This is a genomic window from Pedobacter sp. A2324, assembly GCF_059693705.1.
The window spans coordinates 477,742-500,474 of record NZ_JCASSK010000003.1 but is presented as its reverse complement, the minus strand read 5'-3'; the positions used below and the strand labels follow the sequence as shown (position 1 = coordinate 500,474).

Below are 22,733 nucleotides of genomic sequence, written 5' to 3'. Positions count from 1 at the left end.
TTGCAATAACAAAATACATTCATTAGCTTTGTTATGCAAGCATAATAAATTAACAAAATGAAACAACAGCAAACATTAGATTATCACGTGAAGTTTGCATGGCAGAACATGTTTAATAAATATAACCAGATGGCTGCCAGTTTTGGCATTACACAGGCTATCGGGTACATGTTGATTAACATTAATGATGATGAAGGAACTGCTGTTTCTAACCTGGCTGGGCTACTTGGCGTAAAAGCGACAAGTTTGTCGCGTATGCTGAATAATATGGAGGAGGCGGGACTGATTTATCGTGAAACCTCTGTAGGTGATAAACGTTCGGTAAAAGTGTTTCTAACCGATTTTGGTAAGGAGAAAAAACATTTGGCCAAAGGTGTTGTTCGAAAATTTAATGAATATCTCGACGAGCATTTTTCTAAAAAGGAAAAGGAGACATTCATTAATTTATTAATTAAACTAAATGATATAACTGTAGCATATACTGTTGATTAACATGAAAAGAAGCATAAACAAGGTTGCCGTTCTCGGCTCGGGGATTATGGGTTCGCGTATTGCATGCCACTTCGCCAATATTGGTGTAGAGGTTTTGCTATTGGATATTGCGCCAAAAGAACTGACTCCCGAAGAGCAGGCAAAAGGATTGACGCTGGATAAACCAGTAGTAAAAAACAGGATCGTAGATGCAGCTTTGCAAAGTGCTGTAAAAACAAATCCCTCTCCGGTTTATTCTAAAAAAGTATTGAACAAGATTAAAACCGGAAACTTCGACGATGATATGTCGAAAATTGCAGGTTTTGACTGGGTGATTGAGGTGGTGGTAGAAAATCTGGATATTAAGAAAAAGGTTTTTGAACAGGTAGAGCAGTTCCGTAAACCCGGAACGTTAATTACATCCAACACCTCTGGTATCCCTATTCATTTAATGGCGGAAGGCAGGAGTGAGGATTTCAAGGCAAATTTCTGTGGAACACACTTTTTTAATCCTCCACGTTACCTGAAGTTGCTGGAGATTATTCCAACACCACATACCAGGCCCGAAATTGTTGATTTCCTGATGCACTATGGTGATAAATTTTTAGGTAAAACAACCGTTTTGTGTAAAGATACGCCGGCATTTATTGCAAACCGGGTTGGGGTATATTCAATTATGGCACTGTTGCATCTGGTAGAAAAGCTTGACCTGACAGTAGAGGAGGTAGATAAATTTACCGGACCGGCATTGGGCAGACCAAAGTCAGCTACCTTCCGCACTTCTGATGTGGTTGGTCTGGATACCATGATCAAGGTGGCAAAAGGACTTTATGACAATTGCCCTGAGGATAAAGCACACGAGCTGTTTAAGCTTCCTGCATATGTGCAAAAAATGGAAGAAAATAAATGGCTGGGTGATAAAACCAAACAGGGTTTCTATAAAAAAACTAAAACGGCCGAAGGTAAAACGGAAATCCTTGCGCTGGATTTAAAAACGCTTGAGTATAAACCACAACAAAAGGTAAAATCTTCTACCCTGGAGATGACCAAGCCTGTTGAGAATCTACGTGAGCGAATGAAGATTTTTGCCAAAGGAAAAGATAAAGCTGGTGAATTGTTCCGCCATTCCTCTTTTGGATTATTCGAATATGTTTCAGACCGGATTCCGGAGATTTCAGATGAATTGTATCGCATTGATGATGCGATGCGTGCAGGTTTCGGATGGGAGTTAGGACCTTTTGAGCTTTGGGATGCTGTTGGTGTTAAGGAAGGGATTGAAGGCATGGAGCAGTATGGAAATAAAGCGGCTCCATGGGTTCAGGAAATGCTTGATGCAGGCCATACCACATTTTACAAAGTGGAATCCGGGATTAAAAAATATTATGATATCCCTAGCAAATCCTATAAAGCGCTGCCGGGTACAGACGAGTTTATAATTTTAGATAACATCCGTGAAAACAAAACGCTGTGGAAAAACTCCGGCGTTTCGATTATCGATCTGGGTGATGGCATCTTGAATGTAGAATTCCATACTAAAATGAATACCATCGGTGGAGATGTGATCTCGGGTATCAATAAGGCAATTGATATGGCCGAGAAAGATTACCGCGGTTTGGTTATTGGTAACGATGGCGCAAATTTTTCTGCCGGTGCAAATGTAGGGATGATTTTCATGATGGCTGTAGAGCAGGAGTGGGACGAATTAAATATGGCCATCCGCATGTTTCAGAATACTTCTATGCGCATTCGTTATTCATCCATTCCGGTTGTGGTTGCGCCGCATAATTTAACACTTGGTGGTGGCTGCGAGTTCAGCTTACACGCTGATCATGTGCAGCTTTCTGCGGAAACTTACATGGGGCTAGTAGAATTCGGTGTAGGTGTTATTCCTGGTGGTGGCGGAACAAAAGAGTTTGCTTTACGGGCCTCTGATGAATATAAAGACGATCAGATTGTACAAAATGCACTGAAGGAACGCTTCCTGACAATCGGTATGGCAAAGGTGTCGACTTCGGGTTATGAAGCTTACGAACTGGGTTATCTGCAGAAAGATAAGTTCTCGATTTCGATGAACAGAAACAGGTTACTGGCGGATGCGAAAGCGAAAGCCATTGAGCTGGCAGAGGCAGGATATACTAAACCTGTTCAGCGTACAGATATTAAAGTGCTGGGTAAACAGGGGCTGGGGATTGTGTACGCAGGGGCAAACAGCATGTATGCCGGACACTTCATTTCTGAACACGATAAGAAAATCTCAGAAAAACTGGGTTATGTAATGTGTGGCGGTGATTTATCCTACCCAACTGAAGTGAGTGAACAATATTTACTGGATTTGGAAAGGGAGGCATTTTTGTCACTGGCCGGAGAAAGAAAATCATTGGAAAGGATCCAGTCGATTATTACTAAAGGAAAACCGTTGAGGAATTAGAAGTTAGTACAAGGATACGACTATTAAGGTATGAGTATCGGGATTACTAACAGATTTAAAAAAAAAATGGCGATTTCAAGCTGAGCTTTGTCTTGATAATTGATACTCGCTACTAGATACAAAAACAATGGAAGCATATATTATAGCCGGATATCGTACAGCAGTGGGCAAGGCTCCACGTGGCGTATTTCGTTTTACAAGAGCTGATGATTTGGCTGCAGAAGTAATCAGAGCATTGGTTGCCTCGGTTCCAAATCTGGATAAGGAACAGATTGATGATGTAATTGTGGGTAATGCTACACCAGAAGCAGAGCAAGGTTTGAATATTGCCAGGATGATTTCGCTGATGGGCCTGGATACGGATAAAGTGCCTGGCGTTACGGTAAACCGTTATTGTGCCTCTGGTTTGGATACCATTGCTACCGCGGTTGCGAAAATTAAAGCGGGTATGGCCGATTGCATTATTGCCGGTGGAGTGGAAGTAATGAGTGGAATGCCCTTTGGTGGCTGGAAACTTGTACCCAATGCTGAGGTTGCCAAAAATAATCCCGACTGGTATTGGGGCATGGGATTAACGGCCGAGGCAGTTGCAAAAGAGTACAATGTAAGCCGTGAAGACCAGGATGCATTTTCTTTGAAATCTCATGAGAAAGCCATTCAGGCCATTAAAAACGGTCACCTTAAAGACGGGATTTTGCCTATCACCGTCAATGAAAGTTACCTGGACGAGAACCTGAAGAAGAAAACCCGTTCTTACGTGGTAGATACCGATGAGGGGCCCCGGGCAGATACAACACTGGAAAAGCTGGCTAAGCTTAAGCCTGTGTTCGATGCTGTCGGCAGTGTAACTGCCGGTAACTCTTCGCAGACCTCAGATGGTGCAGCATTTGTTTTGGTGGTTTCTGAAAAGAAAATGAAAGAGCTGAACGCAGAGCCGATTGCACGATTAGTGAGTTACGGCGTTGCTGGCGTGCCACCGAGAATTATGGGCATTGGACCAATTGAGGCTATTCCAAAAGCATTAAAGCAAGCGGGTTTAAAACAAAGCGATATCGATCTGATCGAACTGAATGAGGCATTTGCTTCTCAATCTTTAGCGATCATCAGAACTCTGGATTTGAATCCTGATATCATCAATGTAAACGGTGGAGCAATTGCATTGGGTCATCCACTGGGTTGTACAGGCGCAAAGCTTTCTGTGCAGATGTTAAATGAGTTGAAGAGGCAGGATAAAAAATATGGAATGGTTACCATGTGTGTAGGTACGGGACAGGGTGCAGCTGGAATATTTGAACTGCTATAGCCATACCGTACTGATTAAGTTTAAAATAAAGCGACTTTCAATACTCGCTATTAGATATTATAAAAATGGAAACAACTGCAAAAAAAACAATTAAAGGCGGAGAATTCTTAATCAAGGAAACCGTATATCAGGATGTATTTATCCCTGAAGAATTTGATGAAGAGCAACAGATGATTGCACAGACTTGTCGCGATTTTCTGGAAGCTGAAGTGTATCCTAACTTAGATAAAATAGACAAGCAGGAAGATCCTGAATTGATGCCGACACTTTTGACAAAAGCGGGTGAGCTGGGAATTTTGGGTGTTTCTGTACCGGAAGAATACGGAGGTTTTGGTAAAAATTTCAATACCTCGATGCTTGTGGCTGATGTGATCGGTGCCGGGCATTCATTTGCGGTAGCGCTTTCCGCCCATACAGGAATTGGTACTTTGCCTATCCTGTATTACGGTAACGAAGAGCAGAAAGCAAAATATATCCCTAAACTGGGTTCAGGAGAATGGAAAGCTGCTTACTGCCTGACAGAACCAAACTCAGGATCGGATGCTAATTCCGGAAAGACAAAAGCAAAGTTGAGTGATGATGGCAAACATTATATCATCAACGGACAGAAGATGTGGATTACCAATGGTGGTTTTGCGGATATCTTTATCGTTTTCGCTAAAATAGACGATGATAAAAACCTTACAGCCTTTATTGTAGAGAAAGATTTCGGTGGAATTACCATGAATCCTGAAGAGCATAAGATGGGTATTAAAGGTTCTTCTACCCGTCAGGTTTTCTTTAACGACTGTCAGGTTCCTGTAGAGAACATGTTAAGCGATAGAGAAAATGGTTTTAAAATTGCCGTAAATATTCTGAATATCGGCCGTATTAAACTTTCGGCTGCGGCAATTGGTGCATCAAAGGCAACACTTAATACTGCCATTAATTATTCAAATGAACGCAGTCAGTTTGGCCGTCCGATTTCAAAATACGGAGCTATCCGCTTTAAAATTGCAGAAATTGCTTCAAAACTCTATGCTGTTGATGCCGCTAACTACCGTGCCGGGCAGAATATTGACGATACTTATGATGGCTTGGTTGCAGGTGGAATGGAATCCGGCAAGGCAAGGCTGAAATCAGTTGAGCAGTTTGCCGTGGAGTGTGCCATTTTGAAAGTGTGGGGCTCAGAGGCTTTGGATTATACCGTTGATGAAGGCGTTCAGATTTATGGTGGAATGGGTTTTAGTGCTGATGCACCGATGGACCGGGCCTACCGTGATGCCCGGATCAACAGGATTTTTGAAGGCACGAATGAGATCAACCGTTTGCTTACCGTTGATATGATGTTGAAACGCGCCATGAAAGGTGAACTGGACTTAATGACTCCGGCAACTGCGGTTGCTGCGGAATTAATGAGTATTCCTGATTTTGGCGAGGAGGATACAACCTTATTTGCTGCCGAGAAAAAAGTGCTGGCTAACTTGAAGAAAGCGACTTTAATGGTGGCAGGGGCTGCGGTTCAAAAACTGATGATGACCTTAAGTAAGGAACAGGAGATTTTAATGAACATCGCCGATATGGCTGGTTATGTTTACGTATTGGAATCGGCTTTGTTGAGAACAGAGAAACTGGTAGCAACAAAAGGAGAGGATGCAACAGCGGGTCAGCTGGATTTATTAAGGATTTATATGGTTGAGGCTGTGGATGGGGTTGCGAAAGCCGGTAAAGAAGCACTATGGGCTTTTGCTGAAGGTGATGAGCAACGCATGATGTTGGTTGGCCTTCGCCGCTTTACCAAATTAGAGCCATTTAATGTTAAGGATGCCCGTCAACGTGTTGCACAACAGTTGATTGAAGCCAATAAATATATTTTTTAGGTTTTTGAAGTGAGGTTTTGTGGTTCAGGGATGGGTTTTATCAGCCTCTTCCCTGGACCTTTTTTTGTTTATGGCCTCAGTTGATTATTTTAACATATAAGACATTTAAGGCAAAATAAGGTTTGAATCAAAAATGTAACTTACATTCCTGATATGGTTGAACCTCACCCGCTTGAATAAAAAATAGTTATTTAGCAGTTTTGTAATGAAATTAATGTTTTTTAAAATCCTACTTTTGCGGCATGAATAAGTTTAAACTACTAACTGTTATCCTATTGTTTACAGCGACTTTTACAGCTTGTAAAAAAGATAAAGATACCGAAAAGCAGATTGCTGATTTTATTGCAGAAAATAATATCAATGCAACGAAAGACAACTCCGGATTGTATTACCAGATCATCAAACCTGGTAGCGGTACTTTCACCTATCCTGCAAATACCAGAATTACGATTAAATATGAAGGTAGATTACTGGATGGTAGTGTTTTCGATAACGGGGGCGGTAAAGAACAAACCTTCAATCTTGCTGATTTGATTCAAGGCTGGAGAATAGGTATACCCAAAATCCAAAAGGGAGGAGAAATCCGTTTGATTGTACCACCAAGCCTGGGTTACGGAAGCAGTTCTGCAGGACCAATTCCTGGAAACTCTGTACTTGATTTTACTATTCAGCTTTCGAATACACAATAAGCTTAAACACTAAGGTGAAAGCCTGGTGTAAAACGTTTCAGCTATAACTTGTTGATTTAGCTTTTTTGTTAAAATAGGTTAAAAATTGTAGCATCCGTATTAAAAGCTTATTTTTGCAGGTAATGTCTCTGCCAATTTAATACTCGATTTTACAATTACACTTACAGACGTACAATAATAAATGAACAATTTTACCAAACTTAGCCTCCTAACACTTATTGTGGCTTCAACAATTTTCAGCTCATGTAAAAAGGAGTATGATTCGATACAGACTGTTGATGATTCGGCTATAGCGGCTTATATATCCAAGAATAAACTGACTTCGATGGTACCTGATTCGCTCAAAACAGGTTTCTACTATCAGGTTACTAATCCGACTACTGGTTCATTGTTTGCAAATAGAGATTCGATATTATATGATGTTACAATCAAATCGATGAGCAGCGGAACACAGTACTTACAGTCGCCAACCTACGCTAATTTAGGGACGTATGTAGGATATCTTAACAGCTTTTATCAGTCATCATTGCTTGCCCCTGGTCAAAATACCGCGAGCGCCTGGAATATACCAGCTTTCCGCACGGCAGCATTGAAATTGAAACCAGGTGGTTCTGCACGCATTTTATTGCCTTCGTATTTAGCATTTGGCAGAAACGGAGCGGGAAGCATTCCATCAAACGAAAATCTTGATATTACCTTAACGAGTTATGCTTACGCAAAACAATGGCAGTTTGATGATTATAAAATAACAAATTATTTGACCACTAAAGGTTTAACGGCGACTAAGGATGTGTCGAGGGTATATTACATTACTACGACTACAGGAACTGGAGTGGATCCTATTAGCGAATCGAGTTCACTAGTTGTTAAATATACCGGGAGATTTATTGACGGAACTGTTTTTGACTCTTCTACAGACGGTACATACACGACTACCTTAGCTGAGGTGATTCTGGGTTGGGGGAAAATCATACCTAAGTTCACTGCAGGAGCCAAATTCAGAATGTTTATTCCATCTGATTTAGGTTATGGTACATCAGGTAGCGGCAGTGTTCCGCCCAATGCTATACTTGATTTCGACATCGAAATCGTAAGTGTTACGAACTAGACAAAGCTTCTTTAAAAACTTTAAGCACTCTTTCACGTGCAAATGTATGCTCAACCAATGGTTGGGCATATTTTTTTGTGCCATATTCCGGTACCCATTTTTTGATGTATTCAAATTTAGGATCAAAACGTTTGGTTTGCAGCTCCGGATTGAATACCCTGAAATATGGGGCGGCATCATTGCCTGATCCGGCTGCCCATTGCCAGCCCCCTACATTACTGGCCATTTCGTAATCCAGCAACTTTTCTGCGAAATAGGCTTCACCCCAGCGCCAGTCGATCAACAGGTGCTTCGATAGGAAGCTAGCCACCACCATACGCACGCGGTTGTGCATCCAGCCGGTTTCGTTTAGCTGTCTCATTCCGGCATCAACTATTGGGTAGCCTGTATTGCCCGAACACCAGGCTTTGAATTCCTTTTCATTGTTGCGCCACTTGATTTTATCATACTGCTTTTTATATGAATCAAATGCCGCATAGGGGAAATGCCAAAGGATCATCATGTAAAATTCTCTCCAGGCCAGTTCCGAAAGCCATACATTCGATTTAGCATCCAGCGCATCTTCTACAGCCTTTCGGATACTTAATGTGCCAAAACGCAGGTGTAATCCGATGTGGGTTGTTGAATCTAAAGCAGGAAAATCACGCTCTTTGGCATAGTCATCTAATTTATCTTTGTAGCTCAGTTTGGGAAACCTTAGCTTGCTTTCTTCGAAACCCATTTCGGCTAAGGCTGGGATAGGCAGGTGTTTTGTTTTCAATAAGTTGCTAAAATATTTTCTAGTGGGATAGGGTTTGGTATAAAAATCATTCAATTTAGCATGCCACTGCTTGTAAAATGGGGTAAATACTGTATAGGGTGTTTTATCTGCTTTAAGAATCTCTCTTTTTTCGAATATCACCTGATCCTTAAAAGTGTTGAACGAAATTTTTTCACTGGTCAGAAACTCAGCCATATTATCATCACGTTCACGGGCGTAAGGCTCATAATCGTGATTGGTGTAAACTTCTTTAACCTCGTAATCTTTCAGAATCTCTGCCCATACTTTTTCAGGTTTACCGTATTTAACCAACAAATCCGATCCATGTTTCTGAAGATCTTCTTTCAAATCCTGAATCGTTTGATAAATGAAGGTTACGCGGGCATCGTCTTTAGGAAGTTTGTCGAGTATATTTTTATCAAAAATAAAAACAGGCAAAACAGGATTTTCGCCTTTTAAAGCGCGGTATAAGGCAGCATTGTCTTCTAAACGTAAATCGCGGCGGAACCAAAAAATGGAAATGGTTTTCATAAGGAAAGGGTGATTTTTTTGAGCGGTTACCGATACAAATCGGCAAGTGCATCATTCAAATGGGTAAACTTAAATTTGAATCCGGCATCTAAAATTTTCTGCGCAGAGGTATTACTACTCATGAGTACGGCTTCGGCCCTTTGGCCCATTAGTAATTCAATGGCTTTTTTTGGAACTTTTAACGGCCAAAACGGTCGGTGAAGCTGTTTCGCAATTGCCCTGGTTAATGCTTCGTTAGTTTGCGGGAATGGGGCACAGGCGTTATAGGCACCTTCCATTTTTAAGTTGCTAATGGCTTCGATATACATGTCTACCATATCATCGATATGCAACCATGGCGTCCATTGTTTCCCGGTTCCCAAAGATGATCCCAAAAATAAACGCACTGATTGATCCAGCTGTGGTAAAGCACCGCCCTTGGTACTTAATAAAATACCTGTACGCAATTTTACAATACGCAGGCCCAACTTTTTACCTTCATCAACGGCATTTTCCCATAGTTTGCAGCATTCTGCCAGGAAGCCAAAACCAGCACGACTCTCTTCTGTTAAAATTTCATCACCACAATTACCATAATAACCAACTGCTGATGCGGATATGAAAGATTTAATCTGATGGTTGGGGTTGCCTTTGATGGTATTGAAAATTAATTCGGTGGATTTTACCCGGCTATCAATGATTTGCTGCTTTCGTTCGTCCGTCCATTTTTTTTCTGCAACAGGCTCTCCCGCCAGGTGAATGATCGCCTCTATACCATTAATGCACCCTGCATCTATTGTGCCTTTGTAAACATCCCAAACAAAATTATTTGGGTCGTTGCTTTGTTTTCGGGATAGTGTATTAACCTCGTAACCTTGCTTGAGAAGTATCTTCTTAAGTTCGGTACCCACAAGGCCGGTTGCACCAGTAATCAAAATCTTTCTTGCCATGCTAATTAAACAGTAAAGATAGGTTTTTGTTGGCAACCGTGTGGCTTATACTTCATATCTTAGCATGAAGTATAAGCACTGAGGTTTCAGTAATATCGCCACTTCAAGCACCAATAGCTGGGTTATTTACTTTTTACAAACCTGTTATAATTTTGCTTTTTGGCGCTTTAACTGAGTAGCTGAGTTTAATGGTTTTGGTTTCATTTGGTGCAATTTTTAGCTGCCAGGTGAGCATGCCAGTTTCCCTGTTTACCGTTGCTCCACTGTTTTCCAGTAGTTCGGTTTCGATGTCGCTATCACTTGACAAGGGATATTGATCTTTCAAATTCAGCTCAATGCTTTCTTTTTTGGTATTTCTGATCTTGATTAAGTAGGTGAAAACCTGTTTTTTATTGGAGCCTATCAGTTTACTACTGCTAAAATCTTCCTGTTTTTCTCTGGTAACGATGATCTTTTTATCCTTTCCCATGCTGAGATTTAAGGTGTCTGTGAGATTGGCCGGGTTGATATACGATTTACCGGTATACGTGCCTTCGAATATGATGTTCGCATCGCCTGCCTGGAGGTTTAATTTTTCCCAGTTTACCACTTCGGCAAGAAGATACGCTTCCCGGGTTAATTTTGGAGCGGCATAATATTTATAGCTTGCAGGTACCTCGTACTCTTTAAAAGCTACGGTGTGTGGCTTATTGTCGCTATTCACATCATATGGTATGTCGATATCGAAAGTTACACCAAGTTGCGTTTCATTAACGCTGGTGTAATTATTAATGGTTGATGGGGCAGCTGGCTTTTCTCTTTTTGCCTTTTCGTAACCCGTTACAACCACTTCTTTCAGCATTTTGTCTTGAGCCATGGACGATATTCCCCTAATTTGTATTCCTGCCGCTTTACCTGCCAGCGCCTGTTGAACAGGATTGTATACAGAAACAAACCAGGGATTTAAATTTGGTGCAGTAATTTTGTAATTTGGATTTCCAGTTGATAGAGAGAGTTTCACTTTTTTCCAGTCTAAACCCGTATTCTGTGTAATCTCAGCTTTGTAAATCATCGCCAGGGGTTGAGTTGTACTGGACGATTTGATATCATAATTTGCCAACCAGCCTGCGTTGGGTGTAACATAGTTAATGCTGTATTGGGCATCAGTATTTTCCTTCGACATCACCTGGATCACCAATTGTCCAAGTTGTTGATTGGGGTTATTTCTAAATTCTGCCAGTTGCTGCTGCAACTGGTTTAATTTCTGACTTTGTTTATCTTCAGTTTGGGCCAATAGCGCTATGGCGTTGCGAACTTCAGTATTTTTTGCCCTGTAGTATTCGGCAAGTTTCATCAGTTCAGTTACATTGGTGCCGGTTGTTGTTCCGCCCGATTTCCGGTTCTCATCCAGCAATACCAGGGTTTGTTCTTCGATGGTTTTGGCATTACGGGTTTTAATGAGCAGGCTGTTTATAAAGTTAATGCTGTCATTAAGCTTTTTAGTTTCCGGATTTGCTGCATCTGTATTCAGAAAATCGCGGTTAAACTGTACGGCCAGAATGGTAACGCCAGTGGATACGCCAACCTGGATAGAGCTTTCGTTTACACGGCCGGAAATATTATTAATGGTAATTTCTGAAGTACCTGCTGGCAAGGCAACCTTTCCTGAGTGAGAAAGCTGTGCGCCGTTGTTGTAAACCGTTACACTTTCCAACATGGCCTTTGATTTAATTTGTTGCTGGGCGAGGAGGGTGAAGGGGAGAAATAATGCGATCAGGAGAAGTTTCATGTTATCAGTTTAATGGTTTTTTATAATCTATAATTAAAATGAGGATGATCGGTTATTCCTGATTCCATAATCCACATTGTTTTTGTTGCCTGTTTGTAAAGAATTTATCATGTTTATGATGCCGAAGAAAAATAAGGTAAATTTGTTCTTCGCGTTCTTGATACCCTTTTCCGAATAAAACATGTCCAAAAAAATTTTAGTCTGGTTTAGAAATGACCTTCGTTTGCATGACAATGAAATGCTTGTTGAGGCAATTGCTAAGTCGGATTCGATTTTACCTGTTTATATTTTAGACCCCCGCCAGTTTGTAGAAACGAAATATGGTACACTAAAAACAGGCAGCATCAGAGCACAGTTCACCCTTGAAAGTGTTTTAGGGCTTCGTCATTCTCTGAAACAGATAGGCGGAAACTTACTGATTGTTACCGGTAGTCCGGAAGATATCGTTCCACAGCTGGTGCAGGAATATGAAATTACTGAAGTATATCACCACAGGGAAGTAGCCCGGGAGGAAACACATGTATCCGCATTAGTAGAGAATGCCTTGTGGAAACTTCGTATTAATCTGAAACATTTTATTGGCCATACGTTATATAACAAGGAAGATTTACCTTTCCCTATTAAAGATATACCAGATGCTTTTAATCAGTTTAAAAAGAAGATTGAGCGTGATTCAATTATAAAACCTTGTTTTGCTGCTCCCGATCGCATTAATGTTGCGGAGGTGATTGATTGGGGTACTTTACCCGAACTTGCGGACCTTAACCTTTTGCAGCAGGCACAGGATAAGCGTTCGGATCTTGAATTTTTAGGGGGTGAGGCTGAAGGGCTGGCGCATTTGCAAAAGGTAATTTTACTGATGCAGCAGGCGGCAACTTCCAAGAACCTTATTCTGGCATCTAAACTTTCTGCCTGGCTTGCGATGGGGTGCTTATCACCACGTAAGGTATATTGGGAAATTAAAAAGATGGAAGGGGTGCCTAACACCAAGGCGATGTTCAATCATATTTTACTTGGATTGCTTTGGCGGGATTATTTCCGTTTCATGTTCAAAAAATACGGCAATACCTTCTTCAGTCCGAATGGTTTTGGCAGTCAGGGATTGGTGGACGTGGAAAATGAACAGGAGAATTTTAGTAAGTGGAAGAATGCACAAACCGGGTTTGCTGTGGTTGATGCAGTGATGACGGAGCTGAACACCACCGGATTTATTTCAAATGTTGCCCGCCAAACGGCAGCTCTTTATCTGATCAATAATCTGGAAGTAAGCTGGGTTTTCGGTGCAGCATATTTTGAAGAAAAACTGATTGATTATAACCCTGCAAGTAACTGGGGCAATTGGGCAAATGTTGCTGGTGTGGGCAATGACCAGAAGTCGAAAAGCGTATTTGATCTGGATAAGAATATCAAGAATCTGGATCCAAAAGGAAATTACGCCTTAACCTGGAGTTCTTAGATTTACTCATTCACACTTTCTATAATTTCTTCAATTACTGGCTTGCATTTTGCTTTGTTTGTTTGCAAAGCTTTCTCCTGCATTCATTCAATTATTTGTACTGAATGTCAGAATGTTTCTAAATATATTTTTTTGTGCAATTAATCCAGTTTTTTACCATTTATATAAGGTAAAATTCTAATTTTGTAGGGCTTATAGTAAACAGTAAATAATGGATAGTTTATCTTATATTAACGGCGCAAACGCCGAATACATAGATTCTTTATATCAGTCGTATCAGCAAGATCCTGAATCAGTTGAGTTTGGTTGGCAAAAGTTTTTTGAGGGTTTCGATTTTGGAAGAAGTTCTGAAGCCCCGTCAGTAACAGTAGAAACTCCTGAACAATTTTTAAAAGAGGTTAATGTTCTCAACCTGATTGACGGCTATCGTAGTCGCGGTCACTTGTTTACACATACCAATCCCGTTCGTGAGCGGCGTAAACATTTACCGACTTTAGATCTTGCAAATTTCGGGCTATCGGATGCTGATCTGGAGACCGTTTTTAACTCTGGAGTTGAAATTGGTATTGGTGCAGCAAAGCTGAAAGATATTCTTGCTGTTTTGAAACAAACTTATGCTGGCTCTATCGGAGCAGAATATAAATTTTTACGTACCCCTGAAGTGCTGAACTGGATTCAGCAGAAAATGGAAAGTACACGCAATACGCCGAACTTTTCTATTGACGAGAAAAAACGTATCCTTAAGAAATTAAATGAGGCGGTAAGTTTTGAAAACTTCCTTGGTACGAAATTTTTAGGCCAAAAACGTTTCTCATTAGAGGGTGCTGAGGCACTGATTCCGGCTTTAGATTCGGTAATTGAAAAAGGTGCTGAATTAGGAATTGAAGAATTTGTTATTGGTATGGCTCACCGCGGTCGTTTGAACGTGCTGGCTAATATCATGCAAAAAACCTATAAGGACATATTTACTGAGTTTGAAGGTAAAAGCTACAATCCGGATACACCTTTTGGTGGTGATGTTAAGTATCACCTGGGTTACTCTACAGATGTGAGTACCATTTCAGGTAAAAATGTTCACTTAAGTCTTTGCCCAAATCCTTCGCACTTAGAAACTGTTGATGGTGTGGTTGAAGGCATGAGCCGTTCTAAAATCGATTTTAAATACGGTGGTGACAACAGCCGTTTAGCGCCGATTTTGATTCATGGTGATGCATCTGTTGCAGGACAGGGTATTGTTTATGAAGTGATTCAGATGGCAGGACTTGAAGGTTATAAAACCGGTGGTACCATCCACCTGGTAATTAATAATCAGATTGGTTTTACCACAAACTATAAAGATGCACGTACCAGTACTTACTGTACTGATATTGCTAAGGTAACTTTATCACCTGTATTCCACGTGAATGGTGATGATCCTGAAGCTTTGGTTTACGCCATCAACCTAGCAATGGAATACCGTCAGAAATATAAAAATGACGTATTCATTGATATTTTATGCTATCGTCGTTTTGGACATAATGAGTCTGATGAGCCTAAATTCACTCAGCCTTTGTTGTACAAAACAATTGAAAAACACCCTAATCCAAGGGAAATTTATATTGAGCAGTTAACTAAAGAAGGTAAGCTGGAAGCAGGTCTTGCTAAGGAAATGGAAAAAGATTTCCGTGGTATTTTGCAAGAACGCCTGAATGAGGCTAAAGAATTTGTAGCTGGAAATAATGAAATTAAATTTGGTGGTGCTTGGGCTGATTTGCGTTTAGCAACGCCTCAGGATTTCGAAACATCACCTGTTACGGCGGTAAAAAAATCTACTTTACTGGAGATTGGTAAACGCATTACAACTTTACCGTCGAATAAAAAGTTCTTCAAAAAAATTGAGAAGTTATTTTCAGAGCGGACCAAAATGGTTAATGAAACCAATGTGTTCGACTGGGCTATGGGTGAGCAACTGGCTTATGGTACCTTGTTATCGGAAGGCAAAAGGGTTCGTTTAAGCGGTCAGGATGTTGAACGTGGTACTTTCTCTCACCGCCATGCGGTACTTACACTCGAGGATAGTGAGGAAGAATATGTTCCTCTGGCAAACATTTCAGATCAGCAGGCTCCTTTTGATATTTACAATTCTCACTTATCAGAGTATGGTGTTCTAGGTTTTGAATATGGATATGCAATGGCTAATCCGAATGCCTTAACCATTTGGGAAGCGCAGTTTGGTGATTTCTTCAACGGTGCCCAGATTGTGGTTGATCAGTATATCGCCAGTGCAGAAACGAAATGGCAGCGTGAAAACGGTTTGGTGATGCTGTTGCCACACGGTTACGAAGGTCAGGGCCCTGAGCACTCGTCTGCACGTATTGAACGTTTTATGGAACTTTGTGCAGATTACAACATGCAGGTTGTGAATTGTACAACTCCGGCAAACTTTTTCCACGTATTGCGTCGTCAGTTTAAACGCGATTTCCGTAAACCGCTTGTAGTTTTCTCTCCTAAAAGTTTATTACGTCATCCCGCCTGTGTTTCTCCATTAGATGAATTTACTGAAGGTGGTTTCAAAGAGGTGATTGAGGATGTAAATGTTAAGGTTGATGATGTTACAAGAGTGGTATTCTGTAGTGGTAAAATTTACTATGAGTTGCTTGAAAAACAACAGGCTGATCAGGTAAAACACGTTGCAATAGTTCGTGTTGAACAATTGTATCCTACCCCTGTTGATCAGATGGAAGCGATCACCGCTAAATATACAAATGCTACAGAAATTTTCTGGGTACAGGAAGAACCGGAAAATATGGGTGCATGGCCTTATTTATTCCGCAAATTATATAAAACCGGCTTAAAAGGTATTGATGTAATTTCAAGAAAAGAGAGCAGCAGTACTGCAACAGGTTTTGCGAAACAACACGCCAATCAGCAGGCTTATATTCTGGCTAAAGCACTTGAGCTTCCCGTTAAAGAGTCAGAAGTGCAAGCGGAAACCAAGAAAGCAAGCAAGAAACTTGCAGCGGCCGACTAATACAAAACGATAAAGAAATTAGAAGCTAATAAAGACATATATTAAACATTATGAGTTTAGAAATAAAAGTTCCACCAGTTGGTGAGTCGATAACGGAAGTTGTTTTATCACAGTGGTTAAAACAGGATGGTGATGTTGTTGAAATGGATGAGGTTATTGCTGAATTAGAATCAGACAAGGCTACTTTCGAATTAACCGCTGAACAAGCCGGAACTTTAAGAACCATAGCTGCTGAAGGTGATACTTTAGCGATCGGCGCGGTAGTTTGTAAAATTGAGGATGGTGGCGCAGCACCTGCAAAAGCTGATGCTCCAAAAACAGAAGAAAAGGCAGTTGTTGCTGAGGATAAAGCTTCTGCTCCTGTTGCCGAGAAATCTGGCGATAGTTATGCTACAGGCACTCCATCGCCTGCGGCAGGAAAAATTCTTGCAGAAAAAGGTATCGATGCCGGAGCCGTAAAAGGTACAGGTATTGATGGACGCATTACTAAAGATGATGCTGTAAAAGCTGAAGCTGCTAAAAAAGCAGAAGCACCAAAAGCTGCTGCTGCACCTGCGGCGCCTGCAGCTCCTGCAGGTCCACGTTCTGAGCGTCGTGAAAAGATGTCGCCATTGCGTAAAACCGTTGCTAAACGTTTGGTTGCTGTAAAAAACGAAACGGCTATGTTAACTACTTTCAATGAGGTTAACATGAAACCGGTTATGGATCTACGTAGCAAATACAAAGACTCATTCAAAGATAAACATGGTGTGGGATTAGGTTTCATGAGTTTCTTCACTAAAGCGGTAACTGAAGCCTTAAAAGATTTCCCGGCTGTTAATGCACGTATAGAAGGAGAAGAAATTGTTTACAACAACTTTGCTGATGTATCTATTGCAGTATCTGCACCGAAAGGTCTGGTTGTTCCTGTGATTCGTAATGCAGAAAGCATGAGCCTGGCGGAGATTGAAAAATCAGTTCTGGCTTTGGCTTTAAAAGCACGTGATGGTAAATTAACCATCGAAGAAATGACAGGTGGAACCTTTACCATTACCAATGGTGGTGTATTTGGTTCAATGATGTCGACACCAATCATCAATGCACCTCAATCGGCTATTTTAGGCATGCACAATATTGTTGAGCGTCCGGTAGCAGAAAAAGGAGAAGTGGTGATTCGTCCGATGATGTATGTTGCATTATCTTATGATCACCGAATCATTGACGGACGTGAGTCTGTTGGATTCCTGGTTCGTGTTAAACAACTATTAGAAGATCCAGCCAGATTATTGTTAGGCGTTTAGGTCTTATTAAAATAATATTTGAAAGAAGTCAGGCATTAAAGTCTGACTTTTTTTTGTGCCTGGAATTTAATTTTCATAGAAGGGTTTCAAAAAAAGCGGCTACAAAAAAGCCCGTCTCAAACAGAAACGAGCTTTGGTACTGTAATATGATTTTGGTTGGAGGTTAATCCTCAACAATTTCACTGTTGATGCTTACTTCATCCTTTACATCTTCTTTAAAGTAGTTTTTCTGGAAAATGAGGATGAGTATCACGCCTACCGAAATAGCGGCGTCGGCAAGGTTAAAAACCGGTCTGAAGAATACAAACTCATCACCGCCCCATATTGGAATCCAGCTTGGGAAGTGTCCTTCGGCAATCGGGAAGTAAAGCATATCTACCACGCGGCCGTGAAACCAGGTTTCGTAACCATAAATCTTTCCATAGAATACCGAATCAATGATGTTCCCTAATGCCCCAGCAAAAATTAAGGCAACGTTCAGGATTAACCCGCGATGATATTTGTGCTTAATGAGATAATGTAATCCGTAACCAATTCCACCAACGGCAATGATGCGAAATAAGGATAGTGCCAGCTTTCCAAATTCCCCGCCAAACTCCATGCCGAAGGCCATACCATTATTTTCGGTAAAGTGAATGATAAACCATTTACCGATAATGTTAAACTCCTGACCAAGGTACATGTGGGTTTTGATCCACGTTTTTAATACCTGGTCGGCAAGTAAAACCAAAAAGATGACTAATAAAGGTTTTGTGTATCCTTTCATTAACTCTGCTTTAGTTTTGCTTCCATGCTTAAAGTAGCGTGAGGAACGGCACGTAAACGCTCTTTCTGGATTAACTTACCTGTTTCGCGGCAAATACCATAAGTTTTGTTTTCAATGCGTACCAATGCATTTTCAAGATTGTCGATAAATTTGCGCTGACGGGCAGCGAGTTGGTTAATCTGCTCTTTTTCCATTGTTGCAGAACCATCTTCCAATGTTTTGTAGGCACCCGAAGTATCTTCAGTACCATTTGCGTTAGGGCTACTTAATGAAGCGGTTAAAGAGTTTAACTCTTCTTTTGCCATGCGCAATTTATCTTGAATTAATACTTTAAATTCCTGAAGTTCACTGTCTGAGTAGCGTGTTTTGTTACTATTTTCCATGCTTTTAATTTAGTTTTCTAATATATGGATTTATATTTTAGTTACTGAAATGCTTAACTCAACATCGTCGATAACGATTTTGTTTGCATTTATTACAGCATCTTTTAATTCTAGTTCATCTGCTAAAATTTCTGCGCAAATGTAGGCCTTGTTATGGTTAACTGCAGTAGCAACAAAGTTATCATTTTGTAAAGCCACCTTAATCCTATCCGTTACTTCAAAGTTTAATTCCTTACGGAGATTTTGTATCCTGTTAACGAGTTCACGGGAGATACCTTCCTGCTTCAGGCCTTCGGATATAGTCACATCCAGTGCAACGGTTAAGCTACCTAAATTTGTTACCTGCCATCCCGGAATATCTTCAGCAAAGACTTCAACATCTCCATCCAGGTCTATTACATATTGAGCATCGTTGTTGCCTGATACGTTAATATGACCATCGTTTTCGAGGCGTTGGATATCATCCTGATTCAGGTTTTCCAAAGCTTCTTTAATCAGGCTCATATCCTTACCTACTTTTTTACCCAACGATTTAAAGTTTGGTTTTAACTTTTTCTTCACGATGCCATGCGTATCGGTGATGAACTCGATATGTTTAACATTTGTTTCTGAAAGGATATAATCGGCAACCTTCGAGATTTTTTGCTCGAAATCGCCATTCAGGGAAGGGATCAGGATTTTTTCTAAAGGCTGGCGGACATTGATACCTGATTTTTTACGCAATGATAATACCATTGAAGAGATATCCTGTGCGTAAACCATGCGTTCGTTCAAGTCAGTGTCGATTAAGCTTTGGTCTGCTGCTGTCCATAAGGTAAGGTGAACAGACTGCTCGGCATTTTTATCGTTTACGCTTAAGTTTCTGTATAACCAATCGGCAAAGAATGGCGCTACCGGACTCATCAGCTGTGCCAGGGTTTCCAGACAGGTATAAAGTGTTTCGTAAGCAGCACGTTTATCGGCAGTCATTTCGCCTTTCCAGAAACGGCGGCGGCTTAACCTGATGTACCAGTTACTTAAGTGTTCATCAACAAATGCCTGAATTGCACGGGTGGCTTTAGTGGGCTCGTAACTGTTGTAGCTTTCGTCCACTTCGTTAATTAAGGTTTGCAGTAAGGATAATATCCAGCGGTCAAGCTCCGTTCTTTCTTCAACTTTGCTTAAGTTATTTTTGTCGATTTCAAACTTATCAATGTTGGCATATAGCGCGAAGAATGCATAAGTGTTGTAAAGTGTTCCGAAAAATTTACGGCGAACTTCTGCAATACCCTCAATGTCGAATTTTAAGTTATCCCATGGATTTGCATTAGAGATCATGTACCAACGCGTTGCGTCGGCGCCATATTCGTTAATGGTTTGGAACGGGTCTGCAGCATTGCCCAGACGTTTGGACATTTTCTGTCCGTTTTTGTCCAGCACCAATCCATTTGACACTACGTTTTTGTAGGCTATTTTATCGAATACAAGAGTAGAGATGGCGTGCAAAGTATAAAACCAACCACGGGTCTGGTCTACACCTTCAGCAATAAAATCTGCCGGGAAGTCTTGATTTGCATCAATCGTTTCCTTGTTTTCAAAAGGGTAGTGCCATTGTGCATATGGCATAGCACCCGAATCAAACCATACATCAATTAAATCGCTTTCACGGCTCATTGGTTTGCCTGATGGAGATACTAAAGTGATCTGATCGACAACATTTTTATGCAGGTCTATCAGCTCGTAATTTTCTTCAGACATGTTTCCAATTTCAAACCCTTTAAACGGATTTTCCTTCTGGAAGCCTGCTGCTATAGATTCTTCAATGGCATTGTATAGTTCTTCGACAGAACCTATCAAAACTTCTTCTTTTTTATCTTCCGTTCTCCAGATTGGTAGTGGAATTCCCCAATACCTTGAACGTGATAAATTCCAGTCGTTGGCATTCTTTAGCCAATTGCCAAAACGACCCTCTCCAGTAGATTTGGGTTTCCAGTTGATGGTTTCATTAAGGTCGAACATTCTGTCTTTAACATCTGTTACTTTAATGAACCAGGAATCTAGCGGGTAATATAATAGTGGCTCATCAGTTCTCCAGCTGTGCGGATAACTGTGAACGTATTTTTCTACTTTGAAAGCTTTGTTCTCTTCTTTTAGTAAAATTGCAATTTCTACATCAACCGATTTTTCAGGTGCTTCACCAGCAGTGTAGTATTCATTTTTTACATACTTGCCTGCAAACGGGCCAACATGTTTTGTGAATTTACCTTGTAAATCGACCAGAGGAACCAGGATGTCGTTGTCATCCAGTACCAGCATAGGCGGGATCTCTGGAACAGCCTCTTTGGATACCTTCGCATCATCTGCCCCAAAGGTTGGCGCAGTATGCACAATTCCGGTACCATCTTCTGTAGTCACGAAATCTCCTGAGATCACTCTGAAGGCGTTCTCAGGGTTGTTGAAAGGTAAAGCGTAGGTTAAAAGTTGCTCATATCTGATTCCAACCAATTCCGTTCCTTTGCATTCGGCAAGGATTTGATAAGGTATTTTTTTATCTCCAGCTTTAAAATTTGTAAAATCTTCAGCTTCATTACTCTCAAAGAAAACTTTGCTGAATTGTTTACCAACCAGGTTTTTTGCCAGGATGACGTTTGTTGGAAGAAATGTATACTGATTAAAAGTTCTTACTAAGACATAGTCGATTTTAGGTCCGACAGTCAAAGCCGTGTTTGAGGGTAAAGTCCACGGTGTGGTAGTCCATGCCAATAAATACAGCTCACCAAACCCCTCTAGGAAGGATGGGAGTGTATCTGCAAGCGCCTTAAACTGTGCAACGATTGTGGTATCGGTAACATCGCGATAAGCACCAGGCTGGTTTACTTCGTGTGAGCTTAAACCAGTTCCTGCTTTTGGTGAATAGGGCTGGATGGTATAGCCTTTATAGATTAACCCTTTATCGTAAATCTGCTTCAAAAGCCACCAAACCGACTCCATGTATTTTGGTTTGTAGGTAATATACGGATCATCCATATCTACCCAATAGCCCATCTTTTCAGTCAGGTCGTTCCACACATCGGTGTACCGCATAACTGTTTTTTTGCAGGCTTCGTTATAGTCTTCAATAGAAATTGTTCTACCGATATCTTCTTTGGTAATGCCTAATTCTTTTTCCGTACCCAATTCAACAGGAAGGCCATGCGTATCCCAACCCGCTTTTCTCTTTACCTGGTAGCCTTTAATTGTTTTGTAGCGGCAAAAAATATCTTTAATAGCACGCGCCATTACGTGGTGAATACCTGGCATCCCATTTGCGGATGGCGGGCCCTCGTAAAAAGTAAACGGGTTAGATTTCGGACGGGATGAAATGCTTTTCTCAAAGATGTCTTCTTCTTTCCAAAAATCGAGTATTTCTTGCCCTATTTTGGCAAGGTCTAATTGTTTAAATTCGCTATACATCAATTCAGTACCTCAAAAAATTAAGGTTGCAAAGTTAAAGTATTTCGCTCAATATTGGTAGTTTTGATGTAAATACTTTGAGGTGAAATTATTTAATATAGGGCTTTTGCTCATGGTGATGGCAGTGGTTGTATTGCCCGTTGTTGCGTTGCTAAAACCTGCTAACGAGCATTTTGTGTTGTATTCATTTTATTTCTGCGGCCTGCTCGAACTAATTGGACTCGTCTTTGTTTTAGTACATATTGTCAAACTAAAAAATAAGGCCCATGATTAAGTTACTAAAGTTGCAAAAAGCAGTGCTGGTACTTGTTGCTGGAGTGCTCTCTTACGTTTTATATCTGATATTAGATGCTAATCATGTTGATGGTGCGCGCTATCTTCAAATGCTTGCCGGGGTGCTGGTGATGGTGGGTGCGTTATGGTTTCTGTATCCTATTCTTTTTGCCAAGGTTGATGGTGAGGGAAAAGCCGAGATTATTACTGATCCGACTGTGGAACTGCCTGAGGATGATGAAAAACCGGTTGTGCAATAGATACCCATATAAGGAAATTAAGCATTA

Annotated in this window: 16 protein-coding genes; 10 read left to right on the top strand and 6 right to left on the bottom strand. The window is 40.8% G+C overall.

Features of this window, described 5'->3' with window-relative positions:
- Positions 1 to 57: 57 nt before the first annotated feature.
- The 6 genes from AC570I_RS11440 (at position 58) to AC570I_RS11415 (ending at position 7,858) form a co-directional block, all read left to right on the top strand.
- Complete coding sequence (locus AC570I_RS11440; protein WP_497405530.1) at positions 58 to 492, top strand: MarR family winged helix-turn-helix transcriptional regulator; 435 nt, start codon at positions 58 to 60, stop codon at positions 490 to 492.
- 1 nt (position 493) lies between these two features.
- Positions 494 to 2,899, top strand: a complete 2,406-nt coding sequence (locus AC570I_RS11435; RefSeq protein ID WP_497405529.1) for a 3-hydroxyacyl-CoA dehydrogenase/enoyl-CoA hydratase family protein — start codon at positions 494 to 496, stop codon at positions 2,897 to 2,899.
- Between the two features lie 127 nt (positions 2,900 to 3,026).
- Positions 3,027 to 4,202 carry an acetyl-CoA C-acyltransferase gene (locus tag AC570I_RS11430; RefSeq protein WP_497405528.1) on the top strand — a complete coding sequence of 392 codons (1,176 nt, stop codon included), beginning with the start codon at positions 3,027 to 3,029 and terminating at the stop codon, positions 4,200 to 4,202.
- Between the two features lie 65 nt (positions 4,203 to 4,267).
- Entirely contained in the window at positions 4,268 to 6,061 is a 1,794-nt protein-coding gene (locus AC570I_RS11425; RefSeq protein ID WP_497405527.1) for an acyl-CoA dehydrogenase FadE, read from the top strand.
- Positions 6,062 to 6,303: 242 nt separating this feature from the next.
- Entirely contained in the window at positions 6,304 to 6,750 is a 447-nt protein-coding gene (locus tag AC570I_RS11420) for an FKBP-type peptidyl-prolyl cis-trans isomerase (protein ID WP_047798831.1), read from the top strand.
- Between the two features lie 181 nt (positions 6,751 to 6,931).
- Positions 6,932 to 7,858, top strand: coding sequence for an FKBP-type peptidyl-prolyl cis-trans isomerase (locus AC570I_RS11415; RefSeq protein ID WP_497405526.1), 927 nt, complete (start codon positions 6,932 to 6,934; stop codon positions 7,856 to 7,858).
- Here the strand turns inward: AC570I_RS11415 and AC570I_RS11410 are convergent.
- The 3 genes from AC570I_RS11410 to AC570I_RS11400 all read right to left on the bottom strand — a co-directional run bounded on the left by AC570I_RS11410 (position 7,848) and on the right by AC570I_RS11400 (position 11,846).
- Positions 7,848 to 9,149 (bottom strand): cryptochrome/photolyase family protein, encoded by a 1,302-nt coding sequence (locus AC570I_RS11410; protein WP_497405525.1) that lies wholly within the window; start codon positions 9,147 to 9,149, stop codon positions 7,848 to 7,850. The genes AC570I_RS11415 and AC570I_RS11410 overlap by 11 nt on opposite strands.
- Before the next feature lie 26 nt (positions 9,150 to 9,175).
- Complete coding sequence (locus tag AC570I_RS11405) at positions 9,176 to 10,078, bottom strand: TIGR01777 family oxidoreductase (RefSeq protein WP_497405524.1); 903 nt, start codon at positions 10,076 to 10,078, stop codon at positions 9,176 to 9,178.
- A 133-nt stretch (positions 10,079 to 10,211) separates the two neighbouring features.
- Entirely contained in the window at positions 10,212 to 11,846 is a 1,635-nt protein-coding gene (locus AC570I_RS11400) for a DUF4139 domain-containing protein (protein WP_497405523.1), read from the bottom strand.
- Between the two features lie 181 nt (positions 11,847 to 12,027).
- Between AC570I_RS11400 and AC570I_RS11395 the strand changes: the two genes are divergently transcribed.
- The 3 genes from AC570I_RS11395 to odhB all read left to right on the top strand — a co-directional run bounded on the left by AC570I_RS11395 (position 12,028) and on the right by odhB (position 17,592).
- Positions 12,028 to 13,302 (top strand): DASH family cryptochrome, encoded by a 1,275-nt coding sequence (locus AC570I_RS11395; protein ID WP_047798827.1) that lies wholly within the window; start codon positions 12,028 to 12,030, stop codon positions 13,300 to 13,302.
- Positions 13,303 to 13,513: 211 nt separating this feature from the next.
- Positions 13,514 to 16,312, top strand: coding sequence for a 2-oxoglutarate dehydrogenase E1 component (locus tag AC570I_RS11390; RefSeq protein WP_497405522.1), 2,799 nt, complete (start codon positions 13,514 to 13,516; stop codon positions 16,310 to 16,312).
- Positions 16,313 to 16,362: 50 nt separating this feature from the next.
- Positions 16,363 to 17,592: a 2-oxoglutarate dehydrogenase complex dihydrolipoyllysine-residue succinyltransferase gene (gene odhB, locus AC570I_RS11385; protein ID WP_497405521.1), complete on the top strand. Its 1,230-nt coding sequence runs from the start codon at positions 16,363 to 16,365 to the stop codon at positions 17,590 to 17,592.
- A gap of 163 nt (positions 17,593 to 17,755) precedes the next feature.
- Here the strand turns inward: odhB and AC570I_RS11380 are convergent, their stop codons facing one another.
- Genes AC570I_RS11380 through ileS form a run of 3 tightly spaced genes read right to left on the bottom strand, consistent with a single transcriptional unit; the run spans position 17,756 to position 22,173 of the window.
- Positions 17,756 to 18,358 (bottom strand): lipoprotein signal peptidase, encoded by a 603-nt coding sequence (locus AC570I_RS11380; protein WP_497405520.1) that lies wholly within the window; start codon positions 18,356 to 18,358, stop codon positions 17,756 to 17,758.
- Entirely contained in the window at positions 18,358 to 18,741 is a 384-nt protein-coding gene (locus AC570I_RS11375; protein WP_047798823.1) for a TraR/DksA family transcriptional regulator, read from the bottom strand. Before AC570I_RS11375 ends, AC570I_RS11380 begins: the two co-directional genes overlap by 1 nt.
- Before the next feature lie 30 nt (positions 18,742 to 18,771).
- Positions 18,772 to 22,173: an isoleucine--tRNA ligase gene (ileS, locus tag AC570I_RS11370; RefSeq protein WP_497405519.1), complete on the bottom strand. Its 3,402-nt coding sequence runs from the start codon at positions 22,171 to 22,173 to the stop codon at positions 18,772 to 18,774.
- A 266-nt stretch (positions 22,174 to 22,439) separates the two neighbouring features.
- Here ileS and AC570I_RS11365 point away from each other — a divergent pair, with 266 nt between their 5' ends.
- Entirely contained in the window at positions 22,440 to 22,706 is a 267-nt protein-coding gene (locus tag AC570I_RS11365; RefSeq protein WP_497405518.1) for an isoleucyl-tRNA synthetase, read from the top strand.
- Positions 22,707 to 22,733 lie beyond the last annotated feature (27 nt).

Excerpts from the sequence above, each read along its gene's own strand:
- AC570I_RS11440 (WP_497405530.1), top strand. The coding sequence starts at position 58 with ATGAAACAACAGCAAACATTAGATTATCACGTGAAGTTTGCATGGCAG.
- AC570I_RS11435 (WP_497405529.1), top strand. The coding sequence starts at position 494 with ATGAAAAGAAGCATAAACAAGGTTGCCGTTCTCGGCTCGGGGATTATG.
- AC570I_RS11430 (WP_497405528.1), top strand. The coding sequence starts at position 3,027 with ATGGAAGCATATATTATAGCCGGATATCGTACAGCAGTGGGCAAGGCT.
- AC570I_RS11425 (WP_497405527.1), top strand. The coding sequence starts at position 4,268 with ATGGAAACAACTGCAAAAAAAACAATTAAAGGCGGAGAATTCTTAATC.
- AC570I_RS11420 (WP_047798831.1), top strand. The coding sequence starts at position 6,304 with ATGAATAAGTTTAAACTACTAACTGTTATCCTATTGTTTACAGCGACT.
- AC570I_RS11415 (WP_497405526.1), top strand. The coding sequence starts at position 6,932 with ATGAACAATTTTACCAAACTTAGCCTCCTAACACTTATTGTGGCTTCA.
- AC570I_RS11410 (WP_497405525.1), bottom strand. The coding sequence starts at position 9,149 with ATGAAAACCATTTCCATTTTTTGGTTCCGCCGCGATTTACGTTTAGAA.
- AC570I_RS11405 (WP_497405524.1), bottom strand. The coding sequence starts at position 10,078 with ATGGCAAGAAAGATTTTGATTACTGGTGCAACCGGCCTTGTGGGTACC.
- AC570I_RS11400 (WP_497405523.1), bottom strand. The coding sequence starts at position 11,846 with ATGAAACTTCTCCTGATCGCATTATTTCTCCCCTTCACCCTCCTCGCC.
- AC570I_RS11395 (WP_047798827.1), top strand. The coding sequence starts at position 12,028 with ATGTCCAAAAAAATTTTAGTCTGGTTTAGAAATGACCTTCGTTTGCAT.
- AC570I_RS11390 (WP_497405522.1), top strand. The coding sequence starts at position 13,514 with ATGGATAGTTTATCTTATATTAACGGCGCAAACGCCGAATACATAGAT.
- odhB (WP_497405521.1), top strand. The coding sequence starts at position 16,363 with ATGAGTTTAGAAATAAAAGTTCCACCAGTTGGTGAGTCGATAACGGAA.
- AC570I_RS11380 (WP_497405520.1), bottom strand. The coding sequence starts at position 18,358 with ATGAAAGGATACACAAAACCTTTATTAGTCATCTTTTTGGTTTTACTT.
- AC570I_RS11375 (WP_047798823.1), bottom strand. The coding sequence starts at position 18,741 with ATGGAAAATAGTAACAAAACACGCTACTCAGACAGTGAACTTCAGGAA.
- ileS (WP_497405519.1), bottom strand. The coding sequence starts at position 22,173 with ATGTATAGCGAATTTAAACAATTAGACCTTGCCAAAATAGGGCAAGAA.
- AC570I_RS11365 (WP_497405518.1), top strand. The coding sequence starts at position 22,440 with ATGATTAAGTTACTAAAGTTGCAAAAAGCAGTGCTGGTACTTGTTGCT.